General features: G+C 34.2%; 29 protein-coding genes, 2 tRNA genes, 1 pseudogene and 1 other annotated feature. Of the genes and pseudogenes, 20 read left to right on the forward strand and 12 right to left on the reverse strand.

What is annotated here, in order from left to right; all coding sequences use genetic code 11:
- Positions 1–13 precede the first annotated feature (13 nt).
- The 8 genes from ACP5SP_RS01570 to ACP5SP_RS01605 all read left to right on the forward strand — a co-directional run bounded on the left by ACP5SP_RS01570 (position 14) and on the right by ACP5SP_RS01605 (position 8226).
- The gene (locus ACP5SP_RS01570) at positions 14–586 is read left to right on the forward strand and encodes a YIP1 family protein (protein ID WP_424586814.1); all 573 of its coding nucleotides are present in this window, start codon (positions 14–16) and stop codon (positions 584–586) included.
- Positions 587–589: 3 nt separating this feature from the next.
- Positions 590–2674, forward strand: coding sequence for an ATP-dependent helicase (locus ACP5SP_RS01575; RefSeq protein WP_424586815.1), 2085 nt, complete (start codon positions 590–592; stop codon positions 2672–2674).
- Positions 2671–3060, forward strand: a complete 390-nt coding sequence (locus ACP5SP_RS01580) for a hotdog domain-containing protein (RefSeq protein ID WP_424586816.1) — start codon at positions 2671–2673, stop codon at positions 3058–3060. Before ACP5SP_RS01575 ends, ACP5SP_RS01580 begins: the two co-directional genes overlap by 4 nt.
- Entirely contained in the window at positions 3060–3224 is a 165-nt protein-coding gene (locus ACP5SP_RS01585; protein WP_416084857.1) for a hypothetical protein, read from the forward strand. The genes ACP5SP_RS01580 and ACP5SP_RS01585 overlap by 1 nt, the downstream gene beginning before the upstream one ends.
- A gap of 1 nt (position 3225) precedes the next feature.
- A complete protein-coding gene (locus tag ACP5SP_RS01590; RefSeq protein ID WP_416084858.1) occupies positions 3226–5649 on the forward strand; it encodes a transglycosylase domain-containing protein in 2424 nt (807 codons plus the stop codon).
- A 9-nt stretch (positions 5650–5658) separates the two neighbouring features.
- Complete coding sequence (gene serS, locus ACP5SP_RS01595) at positions 5659–6933, forward strand: serine--tRNA ligase (RefSeq protein WP_424586817.1); 1275 nt, start codon at positions 5659–5661, stop codon at positions 6931–6933.
- Between the two features lie 4 nt (positions 6934–6937).
- Positions 6938–7024 (forward strand) — tRNA-Ser (locus ACP5SP_RS01600).
- An 11-nt stretch (positions 7025–7035) separates the two neighbouring features.
- Positions 7036–8226, forward strand: a complete 1191-nt coding sequence (locus tag ACP5SP_RS01605; RefSeq protein ID WP_424586818.1) for an alkaline phosphatase family protein — start codon at positions 7036–7038, stop codon at positions 8224–8226.
- Here ACP5SP_RS01605 and ACP5SP_RS01610 read toward each other — a convergent pair.
- Together ACP5SP_RS01610 and ACP5SP_RS01615 are read right to left on the reverse strand one after the other, a co-directional pair.
- Positions 8207–9070 (reverse strand): DMT family transporter, encoded by an 864-nt coding sequence (locus ACP5SP_RS01610; RefSeq protein ID WP_416084861.1) that lies wholly within the window; start codon positions 9068–9070, stop codon positions 8207–8209. The genes ACP5SP_RS01605 and ACP5SP_RS01610 overlap by 20 nt on opposite strands.
- Positions 9071–9086: 16 nt before the next feature.
- Positions 9087–9806 (reverse strand): DUF72 domain-containing protein, encoded by a 720-nt coding sequence (locus tag ACP5SP_RS01615; protein WP_424586819.1) that lies wholly within the window; start codon positions 9804–9806, stop codon positions 9087–9089.
- Between the two features lie 351 nt (positions 9807–10157).
- Between ACP5SP_RS01615 and ACP5SP_RS01620 the strand changes: the two genes are divergently transcribed.
- Complete coding sequence (locus ACP5SP_RS01620; RefSeq protein WP_428075918.1) at positions 10158–11543, forward strand: GntP family permease; 1386 nt, start codon at positions 10158–10160, stop codon at positions 11541–11543.
- A gap of 34 nt (positions 11544–11577) precedes the next feature.
- On the opposite strand, the gene ACP5SP_RS01625 is transcribed toward ACP5SP_RS01620, so the two are convergent.
- Positions 11578–12924: a glycerate kinase type-2 family protein gene (locus ACP5SP_RS01625; protein WP_424586893.1), complete on the reverse strand. Its 1347-nt coding sequence runs from the start codon at positions 12922–12924 to the stop codon at positions 11578–11580.
- 131 nt (positions 12925–13055) lie between these two features.
- Between ACP5SP_RS01625 and pdxS the strand changes: the two genes are divergently transcribed.
- From pdxS to ACP5SP_RS01680, 11 genes are all read left to right on the forward strand, one after another.
- Positions 13056–13943 carry a pyridoxal 5'-phosphate synthase lyase subunit PdxS gene (pdxS, locus tag ACP5SP_RS01630; protein WP_424586894.1) on the forward strand — a complete coding sequence of 296 codons (888 nt, stop codon included), beginning with the start codon at positions 13056–13058 and terminating at the stop codon, positions 13941–13943.
- A gap of 1 nt (position 13944) precedes the next feature.
- Entirely contained in the window at positions 13945–14523 is a 579-nt protein-coding gene (gene pdxT, locus ACP5SP_RS01635; protein WP_424586895.1) for a pyridoxal 5'-phosphate synthase glutaminase subunit PdxT, read from the forward strand.
- 10 nt (positions 14524–14533) lie between these two features.
- Positions 14534–15298 carry a YebC/PmpR family DNA-binding transcriptional regulator gene (locus ACP5SP_RS01640; RefSeq protein ID WP_416084866.1) on the forward strand — a complete coding sequence of 255 codons (765 nt, stop codon included), beginning with the start codon at positions 14534–14536 and terminating at the stop codon, positions 15296–15298.
- Positions 15288–15803 (forward strand): crossover junction endodeoxyribonuclease RuvC, encoded by a 516-nt coding sequence (gene ruvC / locus ACP5SP_RS01645; protein ID WP_416084867.1) that lies wholly within the window; start codon positions 15288–15290, stop codon positions 15801–15803. Before ACP5SP_RS01640 ends, ruvC begins: the two co-directional genes overlap by 11 nt.
- On the forward strand, positions 15796–16359 hold the full coding sequence (ruvA, locus tag ACP5SP_RS01650) for a Holliday junction branch migration protein RuvA (RefSeq protein ID WP_416084868.1): 564 nt from the start codon (positions 15796–15798) through the stop codon (positions 16357–16359). The genes ruvC and ruvA overlap by 8 nt, the downstream gene beginning before the upstream one ends.
- Positions 16346–17302: a Holliday junction branch migration DNA helicase RuvB gene (ruvB, locus tag ACP5SP_RS01655; protein WP_424586897.1), complete on the forward strand. Its 957-nt coding sequence runs from the start codon at positions 16346–16348 to the stop codon at positions 17300–17302. The genes ruvA and ruvB overlap by 14 nt, the downstream gene beginning before the upstream one ends.
- Before the next feature lie 63 nt (positions 17303–17365).
- Positions 17366–18634 (forward strand): glucose-1-phosphate adenylyltransferase, encoded by a 1269-nt coding sequence (glgC, locus tag ACP5SP_RS01660; RefSeq protein WP_416084870.1) that lies wholly within the window; start codon positions 17366–17368, stop codon positions 18632–18634.
- Positions 18618–19220, forward strand: coding sequence for a Rho termination factor N-terminal domain-containing protein (locus ACP5SP_RS01665; protein ID WP_416084871.1), 603 nt, complete (start codon positions 18618–18620; stop codon positions 19218–19220). The genes glgC and ACP5SP_RS01665 overlap by 17 nt, the downstream gene beginning before the upstream one ends.
- Positions 19217–20809 carry a glycoside hydrolase family 57 protein gene (locus ACP5SP_RS01670; protein ID WP_424596539.1) on the forward strand — a complete coding sequence of 531 codons (1593 nt, stop codon included), beginning with the start codon at positions 19217–19219 and terminating at the stop codon, positions 20807–20809. The genes ACP5SP_RS01665 and ACP5SP_RS01670 overlap by 4 nt, the downstream gene beginning before the upstream one ends.
- Positions 20810–20813: 4 nt before the next feature.
- Complete coding sequence (locus ACP5SP_RS01675; protein WP_424586899.1) at positions 20814–21371, forward strand: HDIG domain-containing metalloprotein; 558 nt, start codon at positions 20814–20816, stop codon at positions 21369–21371.
- 18 nt (positions 21372–21389) lie between these two features.
- Positions 21390–22475: a Nif3-like dinuclear metal center hexameric protein gene (locus tag ACP5SP_RS01680; RefSeq protein ID WP_424596538.1), complete on the forward strand. Its 1086-nt coding sequence runs from the start codon at positions 21390–21392 to the stop codon at positions 22473–22475.
- 51 nt (positions 22476–22526) lie between these two features.
- On the opposite strand, the gene rplL is transcribed toward ACP5SP_RS01680, so the two are convergent.
- From rplL to tuf, 9 genes and pseudogenes are all read right to left on the reverse strand, one after another.
- Entirely contained in the window at positions 22527–22913 is a 387-nt protein-coding gene (rplL, locus tag ACP5SP_RS01685) for a 50S ribosomal protein L7/L12 (protein WP_416084875.1), read from the reverse strand.
- 24 nt (positions 22914–22937) lie between these two features.
- The gene (gene rplJ / locus ACP5SP_RS01690; RefSeq protein WP_424586901.1) at positions 22938–23477 is read right to left on the reverse strand and encodes a 50S ribosomal protein L10; all 540 of its coding nucleotides are present in this window, start codon (positions 23475–23477) and stop codon (positions 22938–22940) included.
- A 5-nt stretch (positions 23478–23482) separates the two neighbouring features.
- Positions 23483–23618, reverse strand: a sequence feature (ribosomal protein L10 leader region).
- Position 23619: 1 nt separating this feature from the next.
- A complete protein-coding gene (gene rplA, locus ACP5SP_RS01695) occupies positions 23620–24318 on the reverse strand; it encodes a 50S ribosomal protein L1 (RefSeq protein WP_416084877.1) in 699 nt (232 codons plus the stop codon).
- A 46-nt stretch (positions 24319–24364) separates the two neighbouring features.
- Positions 24365–24799 carry a 50S ribosomal protein L11 gene (gene rplK / locus ACP5SP_RS01700; RefSeq protein WP_416084878.1) on the reverse strand — a complete coding sequence of 145 codons (435 nt, stop codon included), beginning with the start codon at positions 24797–24799 and terminating at the stop codon, positions 24365–24367.
- Positions 24800–24810: 11 nt separating this feature from the next.
- A complete protein-coding gene (nusG, locus tag ACP5SP_RS01705) occupies positions 24811–25359 on the reverse strand; it encodes a transcription termination/antitermination protein NusG (RefSeq protein ID WP_416084879.1) in 549 nt (182 codons plus the stop codon).
- A gap of 1 nt (position 25360) precedes the next feature.
- Positions 25361–25609, reverse strand: coding sequence for a preprotein translocase subunit SecE (gene secE, locus ACP5SP_RS01710; RefSeq protein ID WP_416084880.1), 249 nt, complete (start codon positions 25607–25609; stop codon positions 25361–25363).
- A 7-nt stretch (positions 25610–25616) separates the two neighbouring features.
- Positions 25617–25692 (reverse strand) — tRNA-Trp (locus ACP5SP_RS01715).
- The gene (rpmG, locus tag ACP5SP_RS01720) at positions 25691–25843 is read right to left on the reverse strand and encodes a 50S ribosomal protein L33 (protein ID WP_416084881.1); all 153 of its coding nucleotides are present in this window, start codon (positions 25841–25843) and stop codon (positions 25691–25693) included. The genes ACP5SP_RS01715 and rpmG overlap by 2 nt, the downstream gene beginning before the upstream one ends.
- Positions 25844–25856: 13 nt before the next feature.
- Positions 25857–26219 (reverse strand): annotated as a pseudogene (gene tuf / locus ACP5SP_RS01725) (elongation factor Tu); the annotation flags it as partial.

Genomic DNA, 26219 nt, shown 5'->3' on the forward strand with positions numbered 1-26219 from the left:
ATAGGAGAAAAGAATGCTTATTGAAAGAATAATAAAAGTCATAAAATCACCGCAGAAAGCATTTGAGGAAGAAATAGAGACAATTACTTTTTTACTCTTTTTATTATTAAACGGTACTATTTTATATTTGTATTCGGTTGTTCTTGTAAAATTTGGATTAAGCTCTATTCAAAATGTCTTGCCTGAACTAACAAATGAATTAATAAAAACACTTCAAGCTACAGTCACCTCTTACAAATTTTTGTATTTAACACTTTGCCTTCCTTTTGTATCAACGCTTTTCTCTGCCTCAATTTACGAATTGCTATCTCAAATTATTTTTGGAAAAACCAACGGCATAAAACTTATGAAAAACCTTGCCTTTGCATCAACACCAATAATGCTTTCAAGGTTTATATATGTCATATTTTCATTTTTAAATATAGGATATTCACAAACTTTAAATATCTTTTTTATTATTTGGGAAATAATACTTTTTATTTTGGCTATAAGTAAAACCTATGAAATTGAAATATCAAAAGCAAACCTTCTATTCTTTGCTCCTTATATAATCATACTCCTATTAATAATTCCTGCTATAATATAACTTATGAAAGAAAATTATCTTAATGAACTAAATCCTGCCCAACTTGAGGCAGTAACATATATCGAAGGACCACTCCTTGTATATGCTGGTGCTGGTTCTGGCAAAACAAAGGTAATCACATACAAGATTGCATATCTTATTGATTCAATTTATATAAGACCTTCACAAATTCTTGCAGTAACGTTTACAAATAAAGCAGCCAAGGAAATGAAAGAAAGAACTGAGCATATCATAGGAGAGGAAATAAAAGATCTCTTTATAGGAACATTTCACTCAATCTGTGCCAAAATTTTGAGAAAAGAAGCCAAATTTTTAGGATACAAAGAAAATTTCACAATCCTCGATGAAGACGACTCTGTAAATCTTATAAAAGATATTATGAAAGATCTAAACTTTGATCCAAAATATATCAATCCAAACGAAATAAAAGATTATATTTCTAAAGCAAAAATGAACCTCATTGATGCAAGCAAATTCTCTTCACGCGACTACTTTGAAGAAGTTGTTTCAAAAGTTTACAAAAAATATGAAAAAACTCTTAGAGTTAATAATGCATTGGATTTTGATGACCTTATAATGCTTACAATCAAACTTTTTCAAGAAAATGAACAGATTTTACATTACTACCAAGCAAAATTTAGACACATACTTGTAGATGAATATCAGGATGTAAACAGAATGCAATACGAATTTATAAAGATATTAACAGAAAAAACAAGGCGATTTACTCTTGTTGGTGACGATGATCAAAGCATATACTCATTTAGGGGGGCAAGTTCGGAATTTATCGATAAAATCTACGAGGATTTCCCAGACTTAAAGGTCGTCAAACTTGAAAAAAATTACAGATCTCCACAAGAAATTCTCAATATCGCAAATAAACTCATTAAACACAACAAAAGAAGGACCGAGAAAGAGCTTTTTTCAGATATCAGTCTTGAAAATGCAATTAGCTTTTACGAAGCACTTGACGAGCTGGATGAAGCTAGATTTGTAGTGAATAAAATAAAAACTTTAAAAGAAGAAAAAGACTACAGAAACAAAGATTTTGCAGTTCTTTATAGGACAAATTTCCAGTCAAGAGCCTTCGAAGAATACCTTATCCAAGAGGGAATTCCATATCAGGTAATAGGAGGCCAAAAATTCTACGGAAGAGCAGAAATTAAAGACATTATTGCATATCTTACAATTGTAAACAACCCAAATGATAATATTAGTTTCAAAAGAATAGTTAACATTCCGCCAAGAAAAATTGGAGAAAAAACCATCGAAGAATTAGAAAAAATTTCAGGTGAGAATGAAAAGTCTCTTTTCGAGAGCATTGAAGATTATCTTAAGATAAAAGAATCAAAACCTTTAAAAGAATTCTACGAGCTAATAAAAGAATTACAAGAATTATCTTTAACGTTGCCTCTACCGCGTTTTGTTGAGGAAGTAGTTTCAAAAACAAAATATATAAAATACCTTCAAGAAAAATTTAAGGAAGAAAGCGACGAAAGGATCGGAAACGTAAAAGAATTTGAAAATATGGTAATTAATTTTACAAGAGAAACAGAAGATGCAAATCTTTCTACACTTCTCACACAAATTTCCCTTATAACAAGCATAGATGAATCAAAAGAAGATGATCGAGTTTCCTTAATGACGCTTCACGCAGCAAAAGGACTTGAATTCCCTGTAGTATTTCTTGTTGGTCTTGAAGAAGGTTTATTGCCTCATTTTAGATCTCTCGAAACAACAAAAGATATTGAAGAAGAGAGAAGATTGTGTTATGTTGGTATAACAAGAGCAAAGGAACAACTTTTCTTAATTTATGCATTAAGAAGGTCGAAATTCGGGAGTCTTAATCCAACAAAAACTTCGAGATTTTTGCAAGAAATGGAAATTTTCGAGTACAATAAAGAGAAAGAAGAACAGCACACATTCGCAATTAGAAAAGGCGATATGGTGCTTCATAGAGTTTGGGGCTTAGGTAAAGTTTTAGATGTAGCTTTTGAGGGAGACATTCCTTATGCAACTATTCAATTTTTAAAAATTGGAGTTAAAAACTTAGACCTACGCTATGCACCCCTTGAGAAGGTAAGATGAGCTTCAATTGTTTTGTATGTGGCAAAGAAAACCCTAAGGGTTTAAAATTGGATATAAAGTTAAAAGATGGATTTACATATGCAGAATTCTCATTGGACAAGGATTATGAAGGATATCCAGGTATTATACACGGCGGTATCATAGCTGCAATTCTTGACGATATGATGGCGAATGTAAAATTTCTTGAAGGCTATATCCTCTACACTGTGGAACTTAATGTAAAATACCTTAAACACTGCCTCATAAACGAGAAACTATTTGCTTATGGATATCCAAAAGAGACAAAACATAATATCTTTCAAGCATACGGTGAAATTAAAGATAAAAATGGTGAAATAAAAGCAACAGGATTAGGAAAATACTTCATCAAGGAGGCGTATAAATAATGAGAATGATTATAGTTATAATTTCGATTTGGTTTGTTACAGGGATTCTTACAAACATCCTCTTAAGAAAAGAGAAATTGCCTCCACTATACAGAGTCTTGCTCTTTCTTGAAGGATTAATTGGCTTATTGTTTTACCTAATGTTTAAAGGGGCAGGTGATTAAAATGGAAGAACTAAATAAAAACAAGAAAAAGAAAAAATCCATATTTAAAGCAATTATAGTTACACTTCTTGTTTTTGTATTGATTGTTGGGATAATTGGTGGAAGTATTTTTGCATTTTATATAAATAAAGCGAAAAAAGACCTTCCTAATATTGATATATATTCTTTCTCTCCAGACCAAGCATCTCAAATATTCGACTACAAAGGAAATTTAATAACAAATGTTTATGCAACGGAAAATAGAATATATGTGAAGCTTAGTGAAATTTCGCCTATAGCTATAAAAGCTGTACTTGCACAAGAAGACAAGCGCTTTTATGAGCACGGAGCACTTGATTACAAAGGCATTCTAAGAGCAATTTATGTTGCATTAATAAGTGGCGGAAGAACAATTGAAGGTGCAAGCACAATTACTCAACAACTTGCAAGAACTATGTTTTTAACGCAAGAAAGAACCATAGACAGAAAAGTTAAAGAAGCTTTACTTGCAATAGAACTCGAAAAAAGATTTACAAAGGACCAAATCCTGGAAATGTACCTTAATCAAGTTTATTTTGGTTCGGGTGCATATGGCATTGAACAGGCTGCCTTAACTTACTTTGGTAAACACGCAAAAGATCTTGATCTTGCAGAAGCAGCAATGCTTGCAGGAATTATACAGGCACCTTCCGAATACAACCCTTACGCTAATTTTGACTATGCAAAAGCAGCACAAAAAGAAGTCCTCGACAAAATGCTCTTTTACGGAATAATAACCCAAGAAGAATATAATCAAGCAATTAATGAACAGATTAAACTAACAAATAAAGTTATTGAAAAAGATAATATGGGTTATGTGATTGACTATGTTAAAGATTTTGTTGCATCAAAATTTGGTTCAACCATGTTGTATGCAGGCGGGTTAAAGATTTACACAACCATAATCCCAGAACTACAAAAGGCAGCAACACAAGCAATAGATGAAGTTTTAACTAATGCAGAAAAAGGCAATATATTTCCAAAAGGAAAAAAAGACTCAAAAGGAGTGATACAACCTCAAGCAGCACTTACTGCAGTTGATGCTAATACAGGTGCAATACTTGCAATGGTTGGAGGAAGAGATTACGAAAATACCAAATTTAATAGAACTGTTGCATTAAAACAACCAGGATCTTCCTTTAAGATATTTGACTATACTTCTGCAATCCTCTATGGCTCTATCACACCATCCTCCATAATTCTTTCAGAAAACTATTCCATTGATAACTGGACACCTCATGAATGGGAAGGAAGATACTTTGGGTATTTAAGTGTAAGAGATGCTCTAAATGAGTCCTCAAACGTTGCTGCAGTAAAAACTGCGCTTAGTGTTGGTCTTGATAGAGTAATACTCACAGCAAGAAAATTTGGGATAACAACACCACTAAATTCTTATCCTTCAATTGCAATTGGAAGTTTTGAGGTAAAACAACTCGAGATGGCAAATGCATATGCAACTTTGGGAAATGGAGGAATTTACCATGAGCCTTATATTGTAACAAAGATACTTTCAGCAGACGGAAGAGTTCTTTACGAACACCAGGATCAATCCTACAGAGCAATTCCAGAAGATGTTGCATACATTATGAACAACATTTTTAGTTATGTAATGGCTCATAAATCAAATGCAAAAATAAACGGTCTTCCATCGGCAGGTAAAACGGGGAGTACTGACAATTGGAGAGACGCGTGGTTTGACGGATATACACCTAATATTTCTGTAAGTGTATGGGTAGGACCTGATTCAGATGAAGTTACATTCCCCGATGTAATGAATGCAGGTGCAAGGTTTCCTGCCATGATCTGGAAGAAATTTATGCTTACTGCAATGAAATATTTTCCTAAAAACAATTTTCCTCAACCTCAAAATCTTACATTTAAAAATGCATACAACGATACGGGTTATTTAACAGACAAACCAGCTGATGGAACCACAATAATAAAATACGCATACCACAATGGATTTTTACCACCAACAGATATACGTGACCTTGGATTTGTTGTTGTAAGGGTTGTTAAAGATTCGGGACTTCTTGCACCCCCCACATGTCCTTTGGATCTTACAGAAGAAAGAGCGTTTGTAAAAGGAACTGAACCAACGCAATATGACCCAAGATATGAATTTATTACACAGAATTTGCTTGTTTTAACAGATAAAGATACATATAAGGTTGGCGATCCCGTCAATATTTCAGTTAATGCATCTCAATTTGACTTAAATAACAAAACATTAACTCTTATTGTTGATAATTTACCTATTGCAAATCTTACAAATGATCAAAGCGGAACTTATAACTACTCCATTCTTGCGCTTAGAACAGGTGATATGAAAATTGAAGCATACTTAAAGGATTCAAATGGAAATGTTATTGCATATGGAGAAAAAACAATTACAATAAATCCATAGGAGGCTAAAATGCTTGATCCGAATTTGATAAGAGAAAAACCAGAGTTTGTAAAAGAAGGAATTAAAAACAAGGGATCCGATCCAAATCTAGTAGATAAATTCCTTGAAATTGATAAAAAAAGAAGAGAACTCATAAAGGAAATCGATAATTTGAGACACACAAGAAAAGAACTCTCAGAAAGTATTGGAAAAAAATTAAAACAGGGAGAAAACGTAGATGATATCCGTGCAGAAGTCCGTAAATTAGGTGACAAGATAGATCAAATAGAAAAAGAACTTGAAGGTGTTGAGAAAACCTATAAAGATATACTCTTAAGCATACCAAATCTCCCGCACCCTTCAGTTCCTGTTGGTAAAGATGAAACAGAAAACTTAGTCTTAAGAAAGGAAGGAAGAATTAGAGAGTTTAGTTTTACCCCTAAACCACACTGGGAAATTGCAGAAGAATTAGGTTTAATAGATTTTAAAAGAGCAGTAAAAATTTCTGGCTCAAGGTTCTATGTATTGACAGGATTAGGCGCAAAATTAGAAAGGGCATTGATATCCTTTATGATTGATTACCACGTAGAACATCATGGATACAAAGAAGTCTTTCCCCCATTTTTAATTAATAGAGATTCAATGATTGGAACTGGGCAGTTACCAAAATTTGCAGAAGATATGTACAAAATTGAAGGAGAAGAATTATATCTTGATCCTACAGCGGAAGTTCCTGTAACTAATTTGCACCGAGATGAAATCTTGAATGAAGAAGATCTACCAATTAAGTATGTTGCATATACTGCCTGTTTTAGAAAAGAGGCAGGCGCTGCTGGAAAAGATACAAGAGGAATTATAAGGGTACATCAATTTAATAAAGTTGAAATGGTTAGATTTACAAAACCTGAAGACTCTTACAAAAATCTATACGAGCTCCTCGATAACGCAGAAGATATTTTAAGAGCCTTAGAACTTCCCTATCAAATCAAGATGATGTGCACAGGAGATCTTGGATTCACAGCTGCGATGAAATTTGATCCAGAAGTTTATATGGGAGCACAAGAAAAATATGTTGAAATATCTTCAGTAAGCAATTTTGAAGATTTTCAGGCAAGAAGAGCAAACATAAGATATAAAACAAAAGATGGAGATTTAAAATTCGTTCATACGCTAAATGGTTCAGGGCTTGCCGTTGGACGTACTATGGCTGCAATCCTTGAAAATTATCAGAATGAAGACGGAAGTATAACTATCCCCAAGGTATTGCAAAAATACATGGGAATTGATAAAATAACAAGGAAATAGAAGTGGAGGGGTGGCCGAGTGGTCGATGGCACCGCACTTGAAATGCGGCAGGCGATGAGCCTCGTAGGTTCGAATCCTATCCCCTCCGCCATCTAATTAATTATGTTTATTGATACGATCGAAGAGATAAAAAAGAAGTCAAAAATTAATGGTCTTATCACACCAATATATAATGGCCTTAATATCTCAAATATAGGAAGTTTTATTCTTGAAAACTATGAAATTCAAAATAACTTTGAAAAACTTTCTGTAATTCAATCTTTGGAAATTCCTAAAAAGAAAAAAGTTGTTCTCTTGCTCATCGATGCACTTGGATTTAATCTTCTTAATTTCGTAAGGAATAAAGTCTTGCTTGAATCCTTTGAAGAAATGATTAATAACGGCCTATACACAGTTATTACTTCAACATTTCCTTCCACAACTGCAACAGCATTGCCTTCTATATACACTTTAAGTACTCCCGGAATACATGGCGCACTGGGATATAGGTTCTATGCAAAAGAATTTGGAAATCTTATTAATCCTCTTTTCCAAAAGCTTTCCGTGAATAAAAATTGCCCAATAAAATTTGATGAAAGTTGGTTCATCCCAATTAAGACAATTTTTGAAATATTAAATGACTATAGGATACAAAATTATTCAATTGTAAGATCTGATTATCTTTCAAGTACCTTTGATAAAGCAGTATATAGAGGGACAAAAGAAATTGGTTACTTGACACTCTCTGACTTATATAATAAGATTTTAGAGTTGCTTACACTCGATACTGTATTTATTAATGCTTATTGGTGGAGTATTGATGCGCTTTCCCACCACTATAGCCCTTTTTCTCAAACGGTGATTTCTGAAATAAAATTCATCGATTACTTCTTAAAGATGCTTCTTGAAAAAATTGATAATGATACACTCCTTATAATTACAGCTGATCACGGACAGATTGATACATCAAAAGGAAAAGTTATCAAACTAAGAGATGAACCAGGTTCCTCAAATATTCTTTTACCAGCTTCAGATGTAAGAGCACCTTATATTTACACAAACGGAAAATTAAAAAAAGAATTTTTCGAAAAGTTTGAAAATATTGTTGCTTTAACCAAAGAAGAAGCATTTAATCTTGGACTTTTTGGAGAAACTATTAACTTTGATGAGCGCGTTGGAGATTATGTAATAATCTTCAAAGATAATTCGTGTATAGAATTCATTTCGGAAGAAAGCGAAGTAAGCCTCTTAGGAAAGCACGGAAATCTTACAGAAGACGAAATGCTTGTTCCACTTATTCTCTATTATAAATAGCAATTATAAACATTGATGTTAAAATCAATATAGAACCAATAATTCCATAGACATTAAGCTTTTCCCCCAAAATAAAGAAGGAAAACAAATATGCAAATACTGGTTCAAGGATAAAAATAAGAGAAGCTTCAGTTGAATCGATATATTTTAATGCAAAAGACTCCGTTTGAATCGCAAAGAAACTTGCAACAACACCCAAAAACAAAGTCGAAATAAAAACGAAAGTGTTTAAATTAAAGGTACTATTTAGAAAGGCAAATGGAATAGACAATATAAACGAAACAACCATCTGAAATGAAGTTACAAGTAAACTTGGCAAATCTTTAACAAGCTTCTCTGTAAGAACAATCTGAAAAGCAAAAGAAATCGCGCATAACAAAGTTAAGATATCGCCAAAATTAATAGAGCCAAGACTTCTTAGATTAATTTGTGATAAATACAAAAGCCCAATGAAAGATAAAATCAAAGCAATAATCTCAAAATTTCTCGGCTTTTCCTTAAGATACATTGCGGAAAATACAGGAGTAAAAACTATATAAAGACCAGTTATAAAAGCGCTCTTTGTAGGCGTTGTGTATTTTAGTCCAGCAGTTTGAAAAGTATATGCAATAAAAAGAGAAACCCCTAACGCAAAAAGAAATAAAAATATCTTGGGATTTTTTAGTAATTTTCTATACTTGATTACCACAAAAACACTTAAGATGCTTGCAAAACCGAAACGAAGGAAGAGCAGTTGAAAATCAGTTATAAATCTAAGTATCGATTTAACAAGCGTAAAAGTTGAACCCCAAATAAGCGTTGAAAATATAAGTAAAACTATTGAGAATATTTTTCTACTTTTCATAATGAAAGATTATAATTCAGGAGAGCAATTTTTTCAAGGTAAGGGCATTTTTTACTGCATAGCAATAAAAATCGTTATTGAAATACACAAAAGCACTTAAACCCTTTTTGTTTAGGGATCTTATATGGTTTGCCCACTCTTTAAGTTCCTCACTCGAATAGGAAGAGGCATACAGTTCCTTTGGACCATGAAGCCTTATGTATGCAAAATTTGCTGTATCAATTTTGCACAACGGATAATTATCTCCATGAGTAACAACAAAAGCAATATTGTTATTTCTAAGTATTTGAAAAACATTATCATCAAGCCATGTTTTGTGGCGAAATTCTATTGCAAATTTTACGTTCTTTGGAAGTATTTCTATAAATGAATACAAGAGTTCGTCATTTCTTTTAAGAGAAGGTGGAAGTTGAACAAGCACAACACCTAAATTTTTCTCCAATTCAAGGACACTTTCAAAAAACATTTGAAGTAAATCCTTAACATCTTTGAGTCTTTTTACATGTGTGATTGTCCTATTGAGTTTTACACTTACAAGAAAGTCTTCTTTAAGTTTTCTTTTAAGACTTTTCATTGTATTTTTCCGAGGCATATGATAGAAAGTTGAGTTAAGTTCAACTGTATTGAAAAAGCGCTCATAGTATTCAAAAAAATCCTTTGAATTCATCCCCTCAGGATAAAATTCACCTATCCAACCTTGATAATAATAACCTGAAGTACCTATAAAATTTTCCATAAAAGCCTCCAATGAATATTTTACACCTTTAAAAAGAAAAATTATAAAAATTCTATAAGTTCCCAACTAAAGCAATTTATTATAAATCTAATAAAAGTATTTTCTCTTTGATTAGTTAAAACCCATAATTAAAGCATTTTTAGTAAAAGGAATTGCACTAAAATTTTTGTAAATTTGGGGCTTTAATATGACAATTCCAAAAAGATCAAAAAAAGATGACAATATTCTTGAAATGAAAAAATTTTTTACAATTTAAGAAAGAGAATAAAAGGAGGTGATAACAGAACAAACTTTTATAAAAACTTTTAAAATTGTTATCGAAAACAAAAAACACATTAAAGGAGGTGCAAAATGTCCTCAGGGTTAATTCAGACAGTTTTATTAATTTTGGTAATTGCATTTATTGTTTACATGACAGCAAAGCTAAGGGTAAATGCATTTTTAGTACTTTTACTTGCAGCACTTATCTATGGATTTCTCTCTTTTGTTTTAACAGGAACACCACCGCTTCTTGATGTAAAAAAAGACAATCAAACAATCACAGGTGTTATAAATTTAATTACTGGTGGATTTGGCAGTACCCTTACAAGCATTGGTATTGTAATTGTGCTCGGGACAATCCTTGGATATTTCTTAGAGAAGACCGGAGCTGCAATTGTCATGGCTGAAACTATTCTAAAAATTGTTGGAAGCTATAATGCTCCACTTGCAATGGCTATAGCCGGTTATATAGTTTCGATTCCTGTTTTTTGTGATTCAGGATTTGTAATTCTACAAGCACTTAATAGAAGCCTTGCAGAGGCCTCAGGAATTTCACTTGCAGTTATGGGCACTGCACTTAGCATGGGCCTATATTCAACACATTGTCTTGTTCCGCCAACACCAGGACCAGTTGCTGCGGCAGGAAACATTGGGGCAGACCTTGGAATTGTAATTCTTTTAGGTTTGTTAGCTTCAATTCCTGCAACGATTGCTGGTTGGCTTTATGCAGTCAAAGTCGGCAAAAATATCTGGATTGATCCAGGTCATGGAAGGACTTTTAAAGAACTCAAACAGAGTTTTGGACAACTCCCAAGTCCCTTTATGTCATTTTTACCAATAGTTCTTCCACTCATTCTTATTGCCTTAAACTCAATTGCATCATTCCCTTCAAATCCTTTTGGAACAGGGTTTTGGAAGCAACTTTTTGTTTTTCTTGGAAATCCAAACATTGCATTACTTATAGGTGTGTTTATTGCATCAACACTCACGAAATGGGAAAAACAAGTATTCGATGGTTGGATTGGAGAAGCAATTAAGACTTCTGCTATAATCCTTGTTATTACTGCTGCAGGTGGATCCTTGGGAAGTGTCTTAAGAGCAAGTGGAGTAGGAAACTTTTTAGGAACAGAACTTGCAAAGTTTCGGATGGGACTTTTCCTTCCTTTTGTAATTGCCGCAGCAATTAAAACAGCACAGGGATCTTCAACAGTTTCTTTAATTACTACCTCATCTATTCTTGCCCCCATGCTTCCCTCACTTGGTTACACTACAACACCTCAAAAAGCATTGGTTGTTCTTGCAATTGGTGCTGGTTCAATGATTGTATCTCATGCAAATGACTCCTACTTCTGGGTTGTCGCAAACTTCTCAGATATGGATGTAGGACAAGCATATAAACTTCAAACAGCAGGATCCCTTGTTACAGGTATTGGTGCAATGATAGGAGTATTAATTCTTTCACTAATATTTGGATAATATTGTAAAGGCCACATATGTGGCCTTTACTTATTTAAAAGATCAAAAGCACTGAAATATCTGCAACATTTGTACCAGTTGGTCCAGTAATAATTGCATCACCAAGTTTATCAAAAAAAGTAAAAGAATCATTATTTTCAAGATACATATTGATATCTAAATTTAGTCTTTTTGCTTTTTCCAAAGTTTGCGAATCTGCTATAGCACCGGCTGCAGGACTCACTCCGTCTATCCCGTCTGTTCCAATTGACGCAAAAACAAAGTTTGTCCGCTCAAGATGTTTTGCAATATATAGTGTTAATTCAGAGTTTCTTCCACCAATACCATTCCCTTTAACTTCAACAGTTGTTTCTCCGCCAAAAACTATCGCAGTAGGCTTTCTTATATCTATATAGCCTAAATCAATTGATCTTCCAATACCTGCAATCGCCTTTGCAACAGATGAGGCAATGCCATGTATTCCAGGGCCAAGGTAAAATGTATTAATACCACTTTCTTTTAAAAACTCAAGCAGTGCTTTATTTGCAATGTAATTTGAAGCAATAATGTGATTCTCAAATGCGCATAATAATTTCTCGCCGGGCTTAAGAGTTTCTTCAATATTGCCTCTTAAACCCTCCTCAAAAATTTTTACAACATCATCAAACTCATCGTTAAGATTATATTTTCTCAAAATAGAAACTGCATCCTCAAAAGTTGAAGAATCAAAATAAGTGGGACCTGATGCAATGACATCAAGAGGATCAAAAATTACATCAGAAATGATAAGTGAAATAACCGTTCCCTTAAGACTTTTTAGTAGCTTCCCTCCTTTAATTCTTGAAAGATGCTTTCTTACTGCATTTAGTTCATTAATATCTGCTCCTTTCTTCATAAGCAACTTGGTTAATTCCTGAAGTCTTGATAACTCGATCAAAGGACTTTCAACAAGAGCTGAGCCACCACCGGATATAAGTACAAAAGTCAAATCAGATTCACTTGTGTTTCTTGCGAGTCTTAGAATTTCCTCTCCCGCCTCAACACTTTTTTCATCAGGTATAGGATGTCCACCTTTTATAAATCTCACATTAGACAATTCAAAATCGGAAAATGCATTGCTTACAACAACTCCACTGTCAACTTTGACAATTTCTGAAATTGCTTTAAACATCTTAATACTTGCCTTTCCAAATGCTATCACATATATACGGGAAAAATCCTTCAAATTGTAACTTTTACCATCAATCTCAATCTTATCGTCAATTCTTTTCACAAATTTTTTAACGCTATTATAAGGGTCAACACTTTCAAGAGCTCTATTTAGTGCCTTTAGAACAACAGTCCGATATTTAATAAACTCCTCTTTGTAAGTATTTTGGGATAATTTTTTTTCATCTATCACTTTTACCTCCTAATGATGTTTTATATTCCTGCTTCAATTATATAGTCTACAAATTCAATAAAGAAAACGCAAATTCAATATTGATTTTTTAAGAAAAAGATGTAAAATATAAAGGTTAGGAGGTAAACGATATGGAAGAAATCTTTGGAAGTGTTAAAGTGAAAAGAGGACTTGCTCAAATGTTAAAGGGTGGAGTAATAATGGATGTTACCTCCGTAGAGCAAGCAAAAATAGCAGAAGAAGCTGGTGCTGTTGCCGTTATGGCTTTGGAAAAAATCCCGGCAGATATAAGGGCGCAGGGTGGTGTTGCAAGAATGGCGGATCCTGCACTTGTTAAGGCAATAATGAATGCCGTCTCAATTCCTGTAATGGCAAAAGTCAGAATTGGACATTTTGTTGAAGCACAGGTCCTCGAAGCAATTGGAATTGATTTTATTGACGAAAGTGAAGTTTTAACACCAGCAGATGAAACTCATCACATAGATAAATGGAAGTTCAAGGTTCCTTTTGTTTGTGGAGCAAGAAATCTCGGTGAAGCCTTAAGAAGAATTGCAGAAGGTGCCTCAATGATAAGAACAAAAGGTGAGCCTGGTACTGGGAATATTGTAGAAGCAGTTAGACATATGCGTATGGTTATGGATGAAATAAGAAAAATTCAGAATATGAGCGAAGAAGAACTTTATGTTGAAGCAAAAGAACTTGGTGCCCCAATTGAACTTGTCAAAGAAGTTAAAGCTTTAGGAAGGCTTCCCGTTGTTAATTTTGCAGCAGGTGGAATTGCAACTCCTGCAGATGCAGCTTTAATGATGCAGCTTGGAGCAGATGGAGTTTTTGTGGGTTCTGGCATCTTTAAGTCTTCTAATCCACGAAAAAGAGCAGAAGCAATCGTTGCTGCTACAACATATTTTGATGATCCGAAAATCATTGCAAAAGTTTCAGAGGAACTCGGAGAAGAGATGAAAGGTATTGATATAAGACAACTCACAGAAGATGAATTAATGCAAGTAAGGAGCGAATAGTATGAAAATAGGTGTTTTAGCTTTGCAAGGTGCAGTTTCTGAACACATTAACATGGTTAAAAGCCTGGGTGTAGAGGCAATTCCAGTTAAAACAGTAGAAGAAATAAAGGCAATAGATGGTCTTATAATGCCAGGTGGCGAAAGTACCACCATGGGAAGGCTTATAACTAAATTTGGTCTTGAAAATGTGATAAAAGAAAGAATTAAAGAAGGTATGCCTGTTTATGGAACATGCGCAGGAATGATTCTTCTTGCAAAACGAATCAAAAATTACAATCAATTTTCACTTGGTATACTTGATATAACAGTTGTAAGAAATGCCTTTGGAAGACAAATAGATAGCATGGAAGTAGACCTTCAGGTAAAAGGTTTGGAAGATCCATTTCATGCGATATTTATAAGAGCACCTGTTGCTATCGATCTTGGAAGTGATGTTGATGCGCTTGCAAGCCTTGAGGAAGGAGTAGTGTTTCTAAAACAAGGTAATGTATATGCATCAGCTTTTCATCCCGAACTTGGAAATGATCCCAGAATTCATAAAATGTTTATAGAAAGTGTTAAAAGTTTTTTAAATAAATAGGGAGGTTATAATGTCAGGACACTCTAAATGGCATAACATACAAGCAAGAAAATCTGCACAAGATGCAAAACGTGGAAAATTATTTACAAAGTTAACAAAGGAACTAATTATTGCAGCCCGTTCAGGCGGTGGAAACCCAGAAACCAATGCAAGACTTAGAAACGCAATTGATAAAGCAAAAAGACTTGGCATGCCTATGGATAATATCAAAAAGGCAATAATGAGAGGAACAGGAGAACTCCCTGGTGTTACATATGAAGAATTCACTTATGAAGCTTATGGTCCTGCGGGTACTGCGTTCATAATTAAAATTTCCACAGACAACAAAAATAGAACTGTTGCAGAACTCAGGAAAATCTTCTCAAACTATGGAGGAAGCCTTGCAGAATCTGGTGCTGTTTCTTGGAATTTTGAAACAAAAGGACAAATTGAACTTGAAGATTCAAATGGTTTGTCCTTTGATGATTTATTTATGGAAATAGCGGATGCAGGTGCTGAAGATCTAAAAGAAGAAGAAGGAGTATTTACAGTTTATACAGCCCCACAAGATCTTGATAAAGTCAAAACTGCTCTTGAATCAAAAGGATTTAAGATAAAAGAAGCGGACTTGGTAATGATACCAAAAACACTTGTAAAAGTTACAGGAGAAGATGCGGTAAGAGTAGTTAAACTCTCAGATGAACTTGAAAATCATGACGATGTTCAGGATTACTTCACAAATTACGATATTGACGAAGAAGAGTTAAAGGCAATTGCAGAAAGAATTGGATCGTAAAATTGACAAATTTACAGTTCTTGGTATTGACCCAGGTGTAGCAACAACAGGTTTTGCAATAGTTGAAAAAGAAAAAAATCAAATAAATCTTGTAAAATACGGAGTTATAAAAACAAATAAGAATGCCGAGTTAGGAGAAAGGCTCGGCGTTCTTTATAGAGACCTATCTCAAATTTTTAACGACTACGATATTGATTTTGTAGCAATAGAGAAAATCTTCTTTAATACAAATCTTAAAACGGTAGTAAGTGTGAGTGAGGCAAGAGGAGTTGTTCTATTATCCTCATATATTCATAACAAAAAGGTTTTTGAATACACTCCGCTTCAAGCAAAAAAAACAGTAATTGGTTTTGGAAGAGCATCAAAAAGCGAAATCCAAGATGCTCTAAAGGCAATTTTAAGCCTTAGAGATCTTCCCAAACCAGATGATGCAGCAGATGCAATTGCAGTTGCCTTATGCCATATTTACTCATACGATTTTTATTCTAAGGTATCAGATGATTAGAAAACTTAGAGGAATAATTATAGAAAAAGAAGAAAATGCAATCGTTTTAGATGTCAAAGGTATCGGATTCGAAGTTCTTGTGCCATATCCCAAGAAGTTTGAACTAGGTAGTGAATATGAATTATATATTTTTGAAGATATAAAGGAAAATGAAATTAATCTCTTTGGTTTCCAAAATAAAGATGAACTAACTTTTTTTAAACTTATAACAGATAAAATATCTGGAGTTGGACCAAAAAAGGCACTTGATATATTCTGTTTTTTAACACTCAACGAAATAAAAGAAGCCATAAAGAATGGAGATTATTCAACATTCTTAAAGGTAAAAGGACTTGGAGAAAAAACTGCAAAAAGAATTGTTCTTGAAATTGGAGGAGAACTTAAAAAACTTGAAGAAACAAAAGATGAAATTCTTGACACTGTAGCTCAATCACTTATATCTCTTGGATTTGATAAAAATAAAGTTAAAGAAGTAGTACAAAGCCTCGATAAAACAAAACCCTTAGAAGAGATGATAAAGGAAGGCATTAAAAAACTAAGCAATGAAAAGCATTAGACCGCAAAGTATTGATGAATTCGTTGGGCAGGAAAAGGTCGTTCAGAGTATAAAAATAGCAATCCAATCTTCAAAATCAAGAAACGATCATCTTGATCACATACTTTTTTATGGCCCTCCTGGTCTTGGAAAAACAACTCTCGCAAAGATAATTGCTCTGGAACTTAAGGTAAGCCTCAAATATGCAACAGGTCCTTCAATTGAAAAGGTATCTGACCTTGCAGGAATCCTTATAAATCTCTCTCCAAATGATATTCTCTTCATTGACGAAATACACAGATTACCTAAACCTGTTGAAGAAGTTTTGTACTCGGCAATGGAAGATTTTAAATTGCCAATTATAACTGGTTCTAAAAGAAGCGCACACACTATAACATTAAATTTACAGCCTTTTACTCTTATCGGCGCAACTACACGTTTTGGACTTATTTCTCCGCCACTAAGAGATAGATTTGGAATGGTTTTCCATCTAGAACTATACACACCAGAAGAAATAATGAAGATTATCCTAAGAGACGCAAAACTTCTCAACATAAACATTACAGAAGAAGGAGCTTATGAAATAGGAAAAAGAGCAAGAGGTACTCCACGAATAGGCATTCAACTTTTAAAAAGGGTAAGAGACTATTCAGATGTAAATGGTTTTAAAATAATTAACAAAGAAGTAGCACAGAATGCATTTAAAAGTCTCAACATTGACGAGTATGGTCTTAATGAAGTTGATAGAAAATATCTAAACATTCTCCTAAATAATTTTAAAGGCGGTCCTGCAGGCATTGAAGCAATTGCAACTGCAATGGGAGAAGATAGAGGTACTATTGAAGAGATAGTAGAACCATACTTAATAAAAATAAATTTTATCGTAAGAACGCAAAAAGGGAGAATTATAACAACAGCCGCAAAGGAATATCTTGGATTTAAATCCAAAGATTCGCTTTTCTAAAAATCAACCAATTTTTCAATTTTCAAAATATAGTGCTATAATAATAAATAAAAGGGGATTATCATGATAGACATCGAAAAAGATGTTTTTGCGTATTTGCTTGCAGGCGGAAAAGGAGAGCGATTATACCCTCTTACAAAAGAAAGAGCAAAACCTGCAGTGCCTTTTGGCGGAAAATTTAGAATTATAGATTTTACCTTGAGTAATTGTGTAAATTCTGGCATAAGAAGAATTGCAGTTGCAACACAGTATAAGTCAGCCTCATTAAGAAGACACCTTGCACTTGCATGGAATTTTCTTAATGTGAGATTTAACGAATATGTAGTTGATGTCCCACCACAGCAGATATTCGGCGAAAGATGGTACTTAGGAACCGCAGATGCAGTTTACCAGAACCTGTACTTTGTCGAACAGGAAAAACCAAAACTTGTAATCATTCTTTCAGGTGATCATGTTTACAAGATGGACTACAAAGACATGATATATACACACCTTAAAAACGATGCAGATATTACTATTGCAACAATAGTTATAGATAAGGAAAGAGCAGGTGCCTTTGGAATAATGGAAACCACTCAAGAAGGAAGAATAATAAATTTTAAAGAGAAGCCAAAAGATCCTCCAACACTTAAAGATGATCCAACAAAATGTCTTGCATCAATGGGTGTTTATCTATTCAAGCCCAATGTCCTGATTGAACTACTTACACACGACGCAGAGATTTCAACATCTTCCCACGACTTCGGGAAGGATGTAATACCTTATGCAATCCATCACGGATACAAAGTTTTCTCTCACCAATTTAGAAATAAAGACGGAAGTTATGGATACTTTCAGGATGTTGGTACAATCGATGCATATTACTGTGCAAATATGGATTTACTTTCACCACATCCCAAAATTGATGTTTTTGATAGATCGTGGCCAATATACACTCACTCAAGGCAGTATCCTCCCTGCAAAATAACTGAGGGTGAACTTGACGGAACGCTTATTGAAAGCAAAGTTGAAAACTCAATTATTGGAGAAGGTTCCATTATAAGTGGTGCAACAATAAGAAATTCAGTTATTTTTTACGACGTAAAAGTAAAGGCAGGAAGTATTATAGAAGACTCAATTATATTTGGAGAAGTTAAGATAGGTCGTAATGTAAAGATTAAAAGGGCAATTATTGACAAACACGTTGAAATTCCCGATGGAGTTGAAATCGGATATAACCCTGAAATAGACAAGAAGTACTTTTATGTAACTACTTCTAATATTATAGTCCTTGAAAGAGGATATAAATTTCCGAGGAAACTAATGGAGGAGCAGTATGGAAAATCTCAATAAGCTAAAAAGAAAAGAACTTTTAAGACTTGCAAAACTGCATGGAATTAAAAATAGAAACAAGATGAAAAAAGAAGAATTAATAAAAGCAATAAAAAAGGCAAAAAAACCTCTTGAGGAGCTGAAAGCAATTGAAGAGAAATTAAGAAAAGAACTTCAAGAGAAAACTGGAGAAACACACTTAATTATAATTCCTAAGGAGCCTGGATATGCCTTTGTAAACTGGGAAGTAAAAGAAGAAAGCGGCACAGGCATTTTGAAAGTTTTTGAAGATAAACATGAAAAATTTGAAATTCAAGTTAATATCGAGCATGGTAAAAGCTATGTAAGAGTTGAAGAAGATAAAAAGATAAAAGCAGTTCTTGGGATAGAGAAAAATGGCAAATTTGCTAAAATAATTGAATCAAATGAAATTATTATACCAACAACAAAAAGAACTGAAGGCAAGGCTGAATTTGTAGATATAAGAACCTTAAAGAAAGCAAAACCACAAAAAGTAGAAAAAGATAAGATGAAAGAGGTCATTAATGAAGAAATTAAAACCGCAAGAGAGATAAAATATTTACGTTACAAGAGAGAAGGACAATGAAAAAGGGATATCTTGCAATAGTTTTACACACACACCTACCTTTTGTAAAACATCCCGAAGAAGAATTCTTCATAGAGGAAAATTGGTTATACGAAGCAATAACAGAAAGTTATCTTCCGCTCTTGTATAACTTCTATAAGTTAAAAAATGAGGGAATCCATTTTAGACTTACAATGTCTCTTACGCCACCCCTTTCCAATATGCTTTTGGATGATCTCCTTATGAATCGGTTCAAGCGGTACATAAATTTGCGAATTGCCCTTCTTGAAGATCTTCTTAAAAATGAGAAAGATGAAAAGAAGAGAGAAAATTTCCGTTTTTATCTTGAAAGGCTTAAAACGCTCTACGAATTTTTTAGAACCACCTTAAAAGGAAATGTAATAAACGGCTTCAAGGATCTTCAAAACGAGGGATTTATAGATGTTATTACTTGCACTGCAACACATGAAATCCTTCCTTTGGAAACGCATAGAAAAATCCAAGAAGTGCAGGTTGAAGTTGGAGTTGAGAATTATAAGCGTATCTTCGGAAGGAATCCTCGTGGAATCTGGCTTGGTGAATGCGCTTATGCGCCACCAGTTTCTGAAATTCTTTCAAAATACGGGATTGAATACACGATACTAGATGCTCACGGTTTAATAAATGCTAAGCCTACAGCCTTCTATGGAATTTCGGCGCCAATCGTAAGCAAAGACGGCGTTGCATTTTTTGGAAGAGATCCTGAGGCTTCAAAACAAGTCTGGTCAGCGAAAGAAGGATATCCGGGAGATTTTAACTACAGGGAATTTTATAAAGATATTGTTTATGAAATTGAAGAAAATAAAGTTAAAAAATACATACACCCAGCAGGATTTAAGGTTGATTCTGGAATAAAAATCCATAAAATCACAGGAAATACAGGACTTGATAAAAAAGAACTCTACGATAGAACAAAAGCACTTGAGATGGTAGATACACATGCAGGAAATTACATGTTTAATAGAGAAAGACAGATAGAGTATCTTTCAAGTATCATGGACAGAAAACCGATTGTTGTTGCTCCATTTGATACAGAACTTTTTGGACACTGGTGGTTTGAAGGACCTGAATTTCTTGCAACACTAATGAGAAAGATTGATAAATATTCTGAAGTGATTGAGACAACAACGCTATCCGAATATATTGATAGATATCCTGTTATGCAAGTATCTGAGCCTGCAATCTCCTCTTGGGGAGATGGAGGTTATTTTAGAGTATGGCTTAATGATAATACAGATTGGATTTATCCTCATTTAAGTGTTATTGGAAAGCGTATGCTCAATCTTGCAAAACAATTCGAAAAACCGAAAAGTAAATTACAAGAAAGAGCTCTAAACATGTGTGCAAAAGAACTGCTTTTAGCCGAAAGTTCTGATTGGGCATTTTTGATCACAGTAGGAAGCGCAATTAATTATGCAACAGAAATGCAAAGATTCCATATAAATACTTTTAATAAACTTTACAAAGAAATCTTAGAAGACAAAATAGATGAAACATTCTTATCGTATCTTGAAAAAAAAGATAGTATATTTCCATTCTTAGATTATAGAATCTTTAAAGAAAAGAGGTGAAAAAATGCTTACAAGAGATGAGGCATTAAAACTTTTACATGAAAAAGTACATGATGAAAATCTTATTAAACACATGCTTGCAACAGAAGCTGTTATGAGGGCCCTTGCAAGAAAATTTGGAGAAGACGAAGAAAAGTGGGGGCTTACAGGTTTGCTTCACGATATCGACTATGAAGAGACAAAAGAAAACCCAGAAATTCATAGTAAAATTGGTGCACAATGGCTTAAAGAACTTGGATTTGAAGATGATATAGTGCATGCAGTTTTAGCACATAATGAAAGACATGGTGTAGAAAGGACTTCACTTCTTGACAAAGCTCTTTGGGCAGTAGATCCTATAACAGGCTTCATTATTGCAGTAGCACTCGTTCGACCAGATAAGAAACTTGCATCGGTTGAATTAAAGTCAATGAAAAAGAAATTTAAAGAGAAGAGCTTTGCGGCAGGTGCAGATAGAGAACAAATAAAATCATGTGAAACGGAACTTGGAATTCCTTTGGATGAGTTTCTTGAATTATCCTTACAAGCTCTTATTGGAATTGCAGATGAGCTTGGACTTTAAATAACTCGGTTTTAAGAAATGAAAGTAAAAGAACTTATCTATATCCTTAATGAAATTGCTCCATTTGTTCTTCAGGAGGATTATGATAATTCTGGACTTCAATTTGGTGATTTGGATAGCGAAGCTTTAAACATACTTATTGCTCTTGACTTACAAAAAAGTGTTGTTGAGGAAGCAAAAGCACTTGGAGTAAAAACAATAATAACCCATCATCCTGTAATTTTTAAAGCAATTAAGAATATTGAAAAAGGCAAAAGTGAAGCATTTTATGAAGCAATCACCAATGGAATAAACATAATAAGTTTTCATACAAATTTTGACATTGCAGAAAATGGACTAAATGATTATTTTTTAAATTTGCTTGGTATTAAAAAAGAAAAACCAATAATCCAAAGCAAAGAGAAAGTTTACAAAGTTGCAACATATGTTCCTAAGGACTTTGTGGAGAAAGTAAGAGTTGCACTTTTTGAAGGCGGCGCAGGACACATTGGAAATTACGATGAGTGTTCTTTTAATGTCGAGGGAGTTGGTACTTTTAGGCCACTTGAAAATGCAAATCCATTTATTGGTGAAAAAAACAAAAGAGAGTTTGTAAATGAAGTAAGAATAGAGGTTGTTGTTAGAGAAAGAGATCTTTCTAAAGCTTTATATAAACTTAGACAATCACACCCTTACGAAGAACCTGCAATTGATGTCTTTGAAATTCTTTTTGAGAAAAATGAAGGAATTGGAGCAATTGGAACCCTTGAAATTGAACAAGATATTGTAAACTTTGTTAAAACATTTAAGGAAAAAACAAACACTTCTTATGTTAGATACATTGGTGATGCAAATGCAAAAATATCAAAAGTTGCAATTTGTACCGGAGCGTGTGGATCAATTTTTGAAAGTGTAATAAACAATGCAGAACTCTTCATAACAGGTGATATCGGATATCACACTGCACTTGCAATTAAGGAAAGAGGATTAAATGTGCTTGACGTTGAACATTTTGAAACAGAAAAATTTTTTAAAAATGCGCTATTTGTAAGATTAAAAAATTATATTGACCCATCAAATATTAAACTTTCAACTTCAGAAAAGTCACCATTCAATCTAATTTAAAAAGGCAGGGAAGTTTCCCTGCCTTTGTTAAGAAGATTCAAGAATTACTTTTTACTTTAATTCTACTTTTGCGCCTGCTTCTTCTAATTTCTTCTTAAGCTCTTCTGCGTCTTTCTTTGGAAGAGCTTCCTTAATCTTCTGTGGCTCTTTTTCTGCTGCTTCAACTACATCCTTGGATTCCTTCAAACCAAGGTTTAGAGTCTCTCTTACAACTTTAATAACATTGATCTTCTTTGCAGGATCAAAACCAACAAGAACTACGTCAAATTCTGTCTTCTCTTCTTGTGGTGCTGCCTGTGGTGCTGCACCAGCCATTGGCATAGCTGCCATAGGAACTGCTGCAGTTACTCCAAATTTCTCCTCAAGTGCTTTAACGAGTTCTGAAAGCTCCAAAACACTCATTTTTTCAATTGCTTCGATAATTTCTTCTTTTGTCATGTTAAGCCTCCTTAAAATTTTAATTTATGCTGCTATACTTTCTTTTTTATCTTTAATTTGGTTTAAAACTGTAACCAAATCTCTCTCTGGTTTTGAGAGCACAGTAACAAGCCTCTGAATTGGTGAATTCAAAAGATATAAAAGTTTTCCAATAATTACTGGTTTTGGTGGAAGTTTTGAAAGTTCAACAAGTTCAGGACCAGTTAGATACTTACCATCTACAAAGCCACCCTTCATCTCAAAGAAAGGTTTTTCATCTGCATCTTTTGCTTCAACAAATTTCTTTGCAAGTTCAGTAGGATCCATTGAAGAAACAACGAGTGCAACATTACCAACAAAAATATTATGCGGAACTTCAATTGAGAGCTCCTTACAGGCAATTCTTAACAGGTCATTTTTTACTACTCTATAGTAGATACCCGATAGTTTAAAATCTTTTCTTAGATTGGTAATGTCGTTTCCTTTTATACTTTTAAAATCTACAAAGAAAACACTCTGCTCTTTTAGCTTCTTCAAATTTTCCTCAATCTCATCAATAATCTTTCGTTTTTCTTCTCTCTTCATAGAGCCTCCTTAAATAAAAACCCCGGTTGTTGCCAACCGGGCGAAAGAGGTAAACATGCAACCTTATTCTTTCAACCTCGGTTGGCAAGCTTTAAGGGGAAAATCCCCACCAACTGTCTTCGGTTTTAAAGTTACTTCAATTTTATGCTCTTAAAAGTTCATTAACGTTTACCTTTACTGCTGGAGACATTGTTAGTGAAAGGTAAACTTTCTTTACATACTGCCCTCTTACTGAAGCAGGTCTTGATTTAATAATTGCAGAATTTAAAGCAAGTAAGTTTTCTTTAAGTTGTTCTGGAGTAAATGAAGATTTGCCAATTACAGTGTGGATAACGCCAGTTTTATCTACTCTAAATTCAATTTTACCTGCCTTAAATTCCTTCACAGTGTCGTAAATGTCCATTGTTACTGTTCCAGACTTAGGACTTGGCATAAGTTTTCTCGGTCCGAGGATCTTTGCAATACGTCCTAAGGATTTCATCATATCTGGTGTTGCAATGGCAACATCAAAATCAAGGAATCCTTCTTTTTCTATTTTCTGGATGAGATCCTCGCCTCCTACATAATCAGCACCAGCATCTTTCGCTTCCTGTGCCTTATCAGCTGTTGCAAAAACAAGGACTCTTACGCTCTTACCTGTACCATGTGGAAGAGTAATAACACCACGCACGTTTTGATCCGCTTGCTTTGGGTCAACATTCAAAACGTAAGCTGCTTCTACTGTTTCATCAAATTTTGCACTTTTGAGATTTTTAACAGTTTCAATTGCTTCATCAATTGAATAGGCCTTTTGCCTATCAATCTTCTTCAAAAGCTCTAAATACCTTTTTCCTCTTTTCACTTTAACCTCCTTGTGGTAAAAGACTTTAAGTCTCCCACAAATTTACTTAACCTTCAATGACCGTAACACCCATATTTCTTGCGGTGCCCTCGATTATTCGAGTTGCTGCCTCAAGGTCTGTTGTGTTAAGGTCCTTCATTTTAATCTTTGCTATTTCCATAAGTTGAGACCTTTTTATAGTCCCAACCTTCTTCTTATTCGGCTCAGGAGAGCCCTTCTCAATCTTAAGCGCCTTCTTAATTAAAGAAGATGCAGGAGGAGTTTTTAAAATAAAGTCAAAACTCCTATCCTCATAAACTCTAATCAAAACAGGAATAATATAGCCTTCCTGCCCTTGAGTTGCAGCATTGAACCTCTTACAGAAATCCATTATATTAATTCCTTTTGGTCCAAGTGCAGTACCTACAGGAGGAGCAGGAGTGGCCTTACCTGCCTCTAATTGGAGTTTTACAAGTCCAACTAATTTCTTTTTCTTGGCCATATAAAATCACCTCAAACTTTCTGAATATATTCACTCTGTATTTCAACAGGCATTTCTCTTCCGAACATTTTGAGTACAACTCTTGCAGTGCCTTTTTCCTCATCTATTGCTTCCACTACACCCTCCATATTTTTAAAAGGCCCTACAAGAATGCGTACTCTATCATTAATATCAAAGTGTAATTTTTCTTTTGCCTTCTCTTCGGTTACTCGTTCCTCTATTATTTTTTTAATTTCCTCTTCTGAGATAGGTGTAGGCTTTCCTGTCGGTCCAACAAAACCCAAAACACCTGGAGTATTTCTTACAACATACCAAGATTCATCATCCATAATCATCTTTACAAGAATATATCCGGGGAAAACCTTCACAGGTTTAATTTTTCTTTTACCCTTCTTATCAACAACACTATAGTAATCAACAGGCAAAAGAACCTCAAGGATACGGTCTTCTAAACCGTATCCTTTAATTCTATCCTTAAGTTCGTTTAGAACCTTTTGCTCTTTGCCAGAGTATGTATGTACAAGGTACCAACGAGCAACCTTAGTTTCGTCTTCTCTCATTTTATTTACTCAATACAAGTTTTAAGAGTTGTGCAAACAAGAAGTCCCAACCACCAACATAAATAGTCCAAAACACAAGAAAACCAACAACAATTGAAGAATCCTGGATCAACTCTTTCCTTGTAGGCCACTTAACTTTATATCTTAACTCAATCCAAACACCTCTAACAAAATCTCTAAAAGAGGTCTTTGGCAAAGTAACGGTTTGTGTTGTTGTGGTTTTAGTTTTTGCTGTTTCTTTCTCTTTCATAATTTACTGGCAGGCCCGGAGGGAATCGAACCCCCAACCTACGGTTTTGGAGACCGTTGCTCTACCAATTGAGCTACGAGCCTATGCCTTTACCTCCTTGTGCACAGTATGTTTCTTACAAAATTTACAATATTTCTTAATCTGCAATTTATCTTTATTATTTTTTCTATTAATAGTAGTTGCGTAGTTTCTTCTTTTACATTCAGTACATTCGAGTAGAATTATGTCCCTCATGTTCTATTTCCTCTTACTCAATTACCTTTGTAATAACTCCAGCACCTACAGTTTTACCACCTTCACGGATAGCAAATCTTTGGGTTTCTTCAAGAGCAACAGGATAGATAAGTTCGACGGTCATATCGACGTTATCACCTGGCATTGCCATCTGGACACCTTCAGGAAGGGTAATGGTACCGGTTACATCTGCAGTTCTTAAGAAGAACTGAGGCTTATAACCTGTAAGGAAGGGTTTGTGTCTTCCACCTTCTTCTTTACTTAGGATATAGACACGTGCCTGGAATTTTCTGTAGGGCTTAATGGAACCAGGAGCTGCAAGAACCATACCCTTTTCAACTTCTTCGTGATCGATACCTCTAAGGAGGACTCCAAC

The organism is Caldisericum sp. (assembly GCF_049967455.1).
GTDB classification, from domain to species: domain Bacteria; phylum Caldisericota; class Caldisericia; order Caldisericales; family Caldisericaceae; genus Caldisericum; species Caldisericum exile_A.

Coding starts and splice junctions, on each gene's coding strand:
- ACP5SP_RS01570 (WP_424586814.1), top strand. CDS start 14: ATGCTTATTGAAAGAATAATAAAAGTCATAAAATCACCGCAGAAAGCA.
- ACP5SP_RS01575 (WP_424586815.1), top strand. CDS start 590: ATGAAAGAAAATTATCTTAATGAACTAAATCCTGCCCAACTTGAGGCA.
- ACP5SP_RS01580 (WP_424586816.1), top strand. CDS start 2,671: ATGAGCTTCAATTGTTTTGTATGTGGCAAAGAAAACCCTAAGGGTTTA.
- ACP5SP_RS01585 (WP_416084857.1), top strand. CDS start 3,060: ATGAGAATGATTATAGTTATAATTTCGATTTGGTTTGTTACAGGGATT.
- ACP5SP_RS01590 (WP_416084858.1), top strand. CDS start 3,226: ATGGAAGAACTAAATAAAAACAAGAAAAAGAAAAAATCCATATTTAAA.
- serS (WP_424586817.1), top strand. CDS start 5,659: ATGCTTGATCCGAATTTGATAAGAGAAAAACCAGAGTTTGTAAAAGAA.
- ACP5SP_RS01605 (WP_424586818.1), top strand. CDS start 7,036: ATGTTTATTGATACGATCGAAGAGATAAAAAAGAAGTCAAAAATTAAT.
- ACP5SP_RS01610 (WP_416084861.1), bottom strand. CDS start 9,070: ATGAAAAGTAGAAAAATATTCTCAATAGTTTTACTTATATTTTCAACG.
- ACP5SP_RS01615 (WP_424586819.1), bottom strand. CDS start 9,806: ATGGAAAATTTTATAGGTACTTCAGGTTATTATTATCAAGGTTGGATA.
- ACP5SP_RS01620 (WP_428075918.1), top strand. CDS start 10,158: ATGTCCTCAGGGTTAATTCAGACAGTTTTATTAATTTTGGTAATTGCA.
- pdxS (WP_424586894.1), top strand. CDS start 13,056: ATGGAAGAAATCTTTGGAAGTGTTAAAGTGAAAAGAGGACTTGCTCAA.
- pdxT (WP_424586895.1), top strand. CDS start 13,945: ATGAAAATAGGTGTTTTAGCTTTGCAAGGTGCAGTTTCTGAACACATT.
- ACP5SP_RS01640 (WP_416084866.1), top strand. CDS start 14,534: ATGTCAGGACACTCTAAATGGCATAACATACAAGCAAGAAAATCTGCA.
- ruvA (WP_416084868.1), top strand. CDS start 15,796: ATGATTAGAAAACTTAGAGGAATAATTATAGAAAAAGAAGAAAATGCA.
- ruvB (WP_424586897.1), top strand. CDS start 16,346: ATGAAAAGCATTAGACCGCAAAGTATTGATGAATTCGTTGGGCAGGAA.
- glgC (WP_416084870.1), top strand. CDS start 17,366: ATGATAGACATCGAAAAAGATGTTTTTGCGTATTTGCTTGCAGGCGGA.
- ACP5SP_RS01665 (WP_416084871.1), top strand. CDS start 18,618: ATGGAAAATCTCAATAAGCTAAAAAGAAAAGAACTTTTAAGACTTGCA.
- ACP5SP_RS01670 (WP_424596539.1), top strand. CDS start 19,217: ATGAAAAAGGGATATCTTGCAATAGTTTTACACACACACCTACCTTTT.
- ACP5SP_RS01675 (WP_424586899.1), top strand. CDS start 20,814: ATGCTTACAAGAGATGAGGCATTAAAACTTTTACATGAAAAAGTACAT.
- ACP5SP_RS01680 (WP_424596538.1), top strand. CDS start 21,390: ATGAAAGTAAAAGAACTTATCTATATCCTTAATGAAATTGCTCCATTT.
- rplL (WP_416084875.1), bottom strand. CDS start 22,913: ATGACAAAAGAAGAAATTATCGAAGCAATTGAAAAAATGAGTGTTTTG.
- rplJ (WP_424586901.1), bottom strand. CDS start 23,477: ATGAAGAGAGAAGAAAAACGAAAGATTATTGATGAGATTGAGGAAAAT.
- rplK (WP_416084878.1), bottom strand. CDS start 24,799: ATGGCCAAGAAAAAGAAATTAGTTGGACTTGTAAAACTCCAATTAGAG.
- nusG (WP_416084879.1), bottom strand. CDS start 25,359: ATGAGAGAAGACGAAACTAAGGTTGCTCGTTGGTACCTTGTACATACA.
- secE (WP_416084880.1), bottom strand. CDS start 25,609: ATGAAAGAGAAAGAAACAGCAAAAACTAAAACCACAACAACACAAACC.
- rpmG (WP_416084881.1), bottom strand. CDS start 25,843: ATGAGGGACATAATTCTACTCGAATGTACTGAATGTAAAAGAAGAAAC.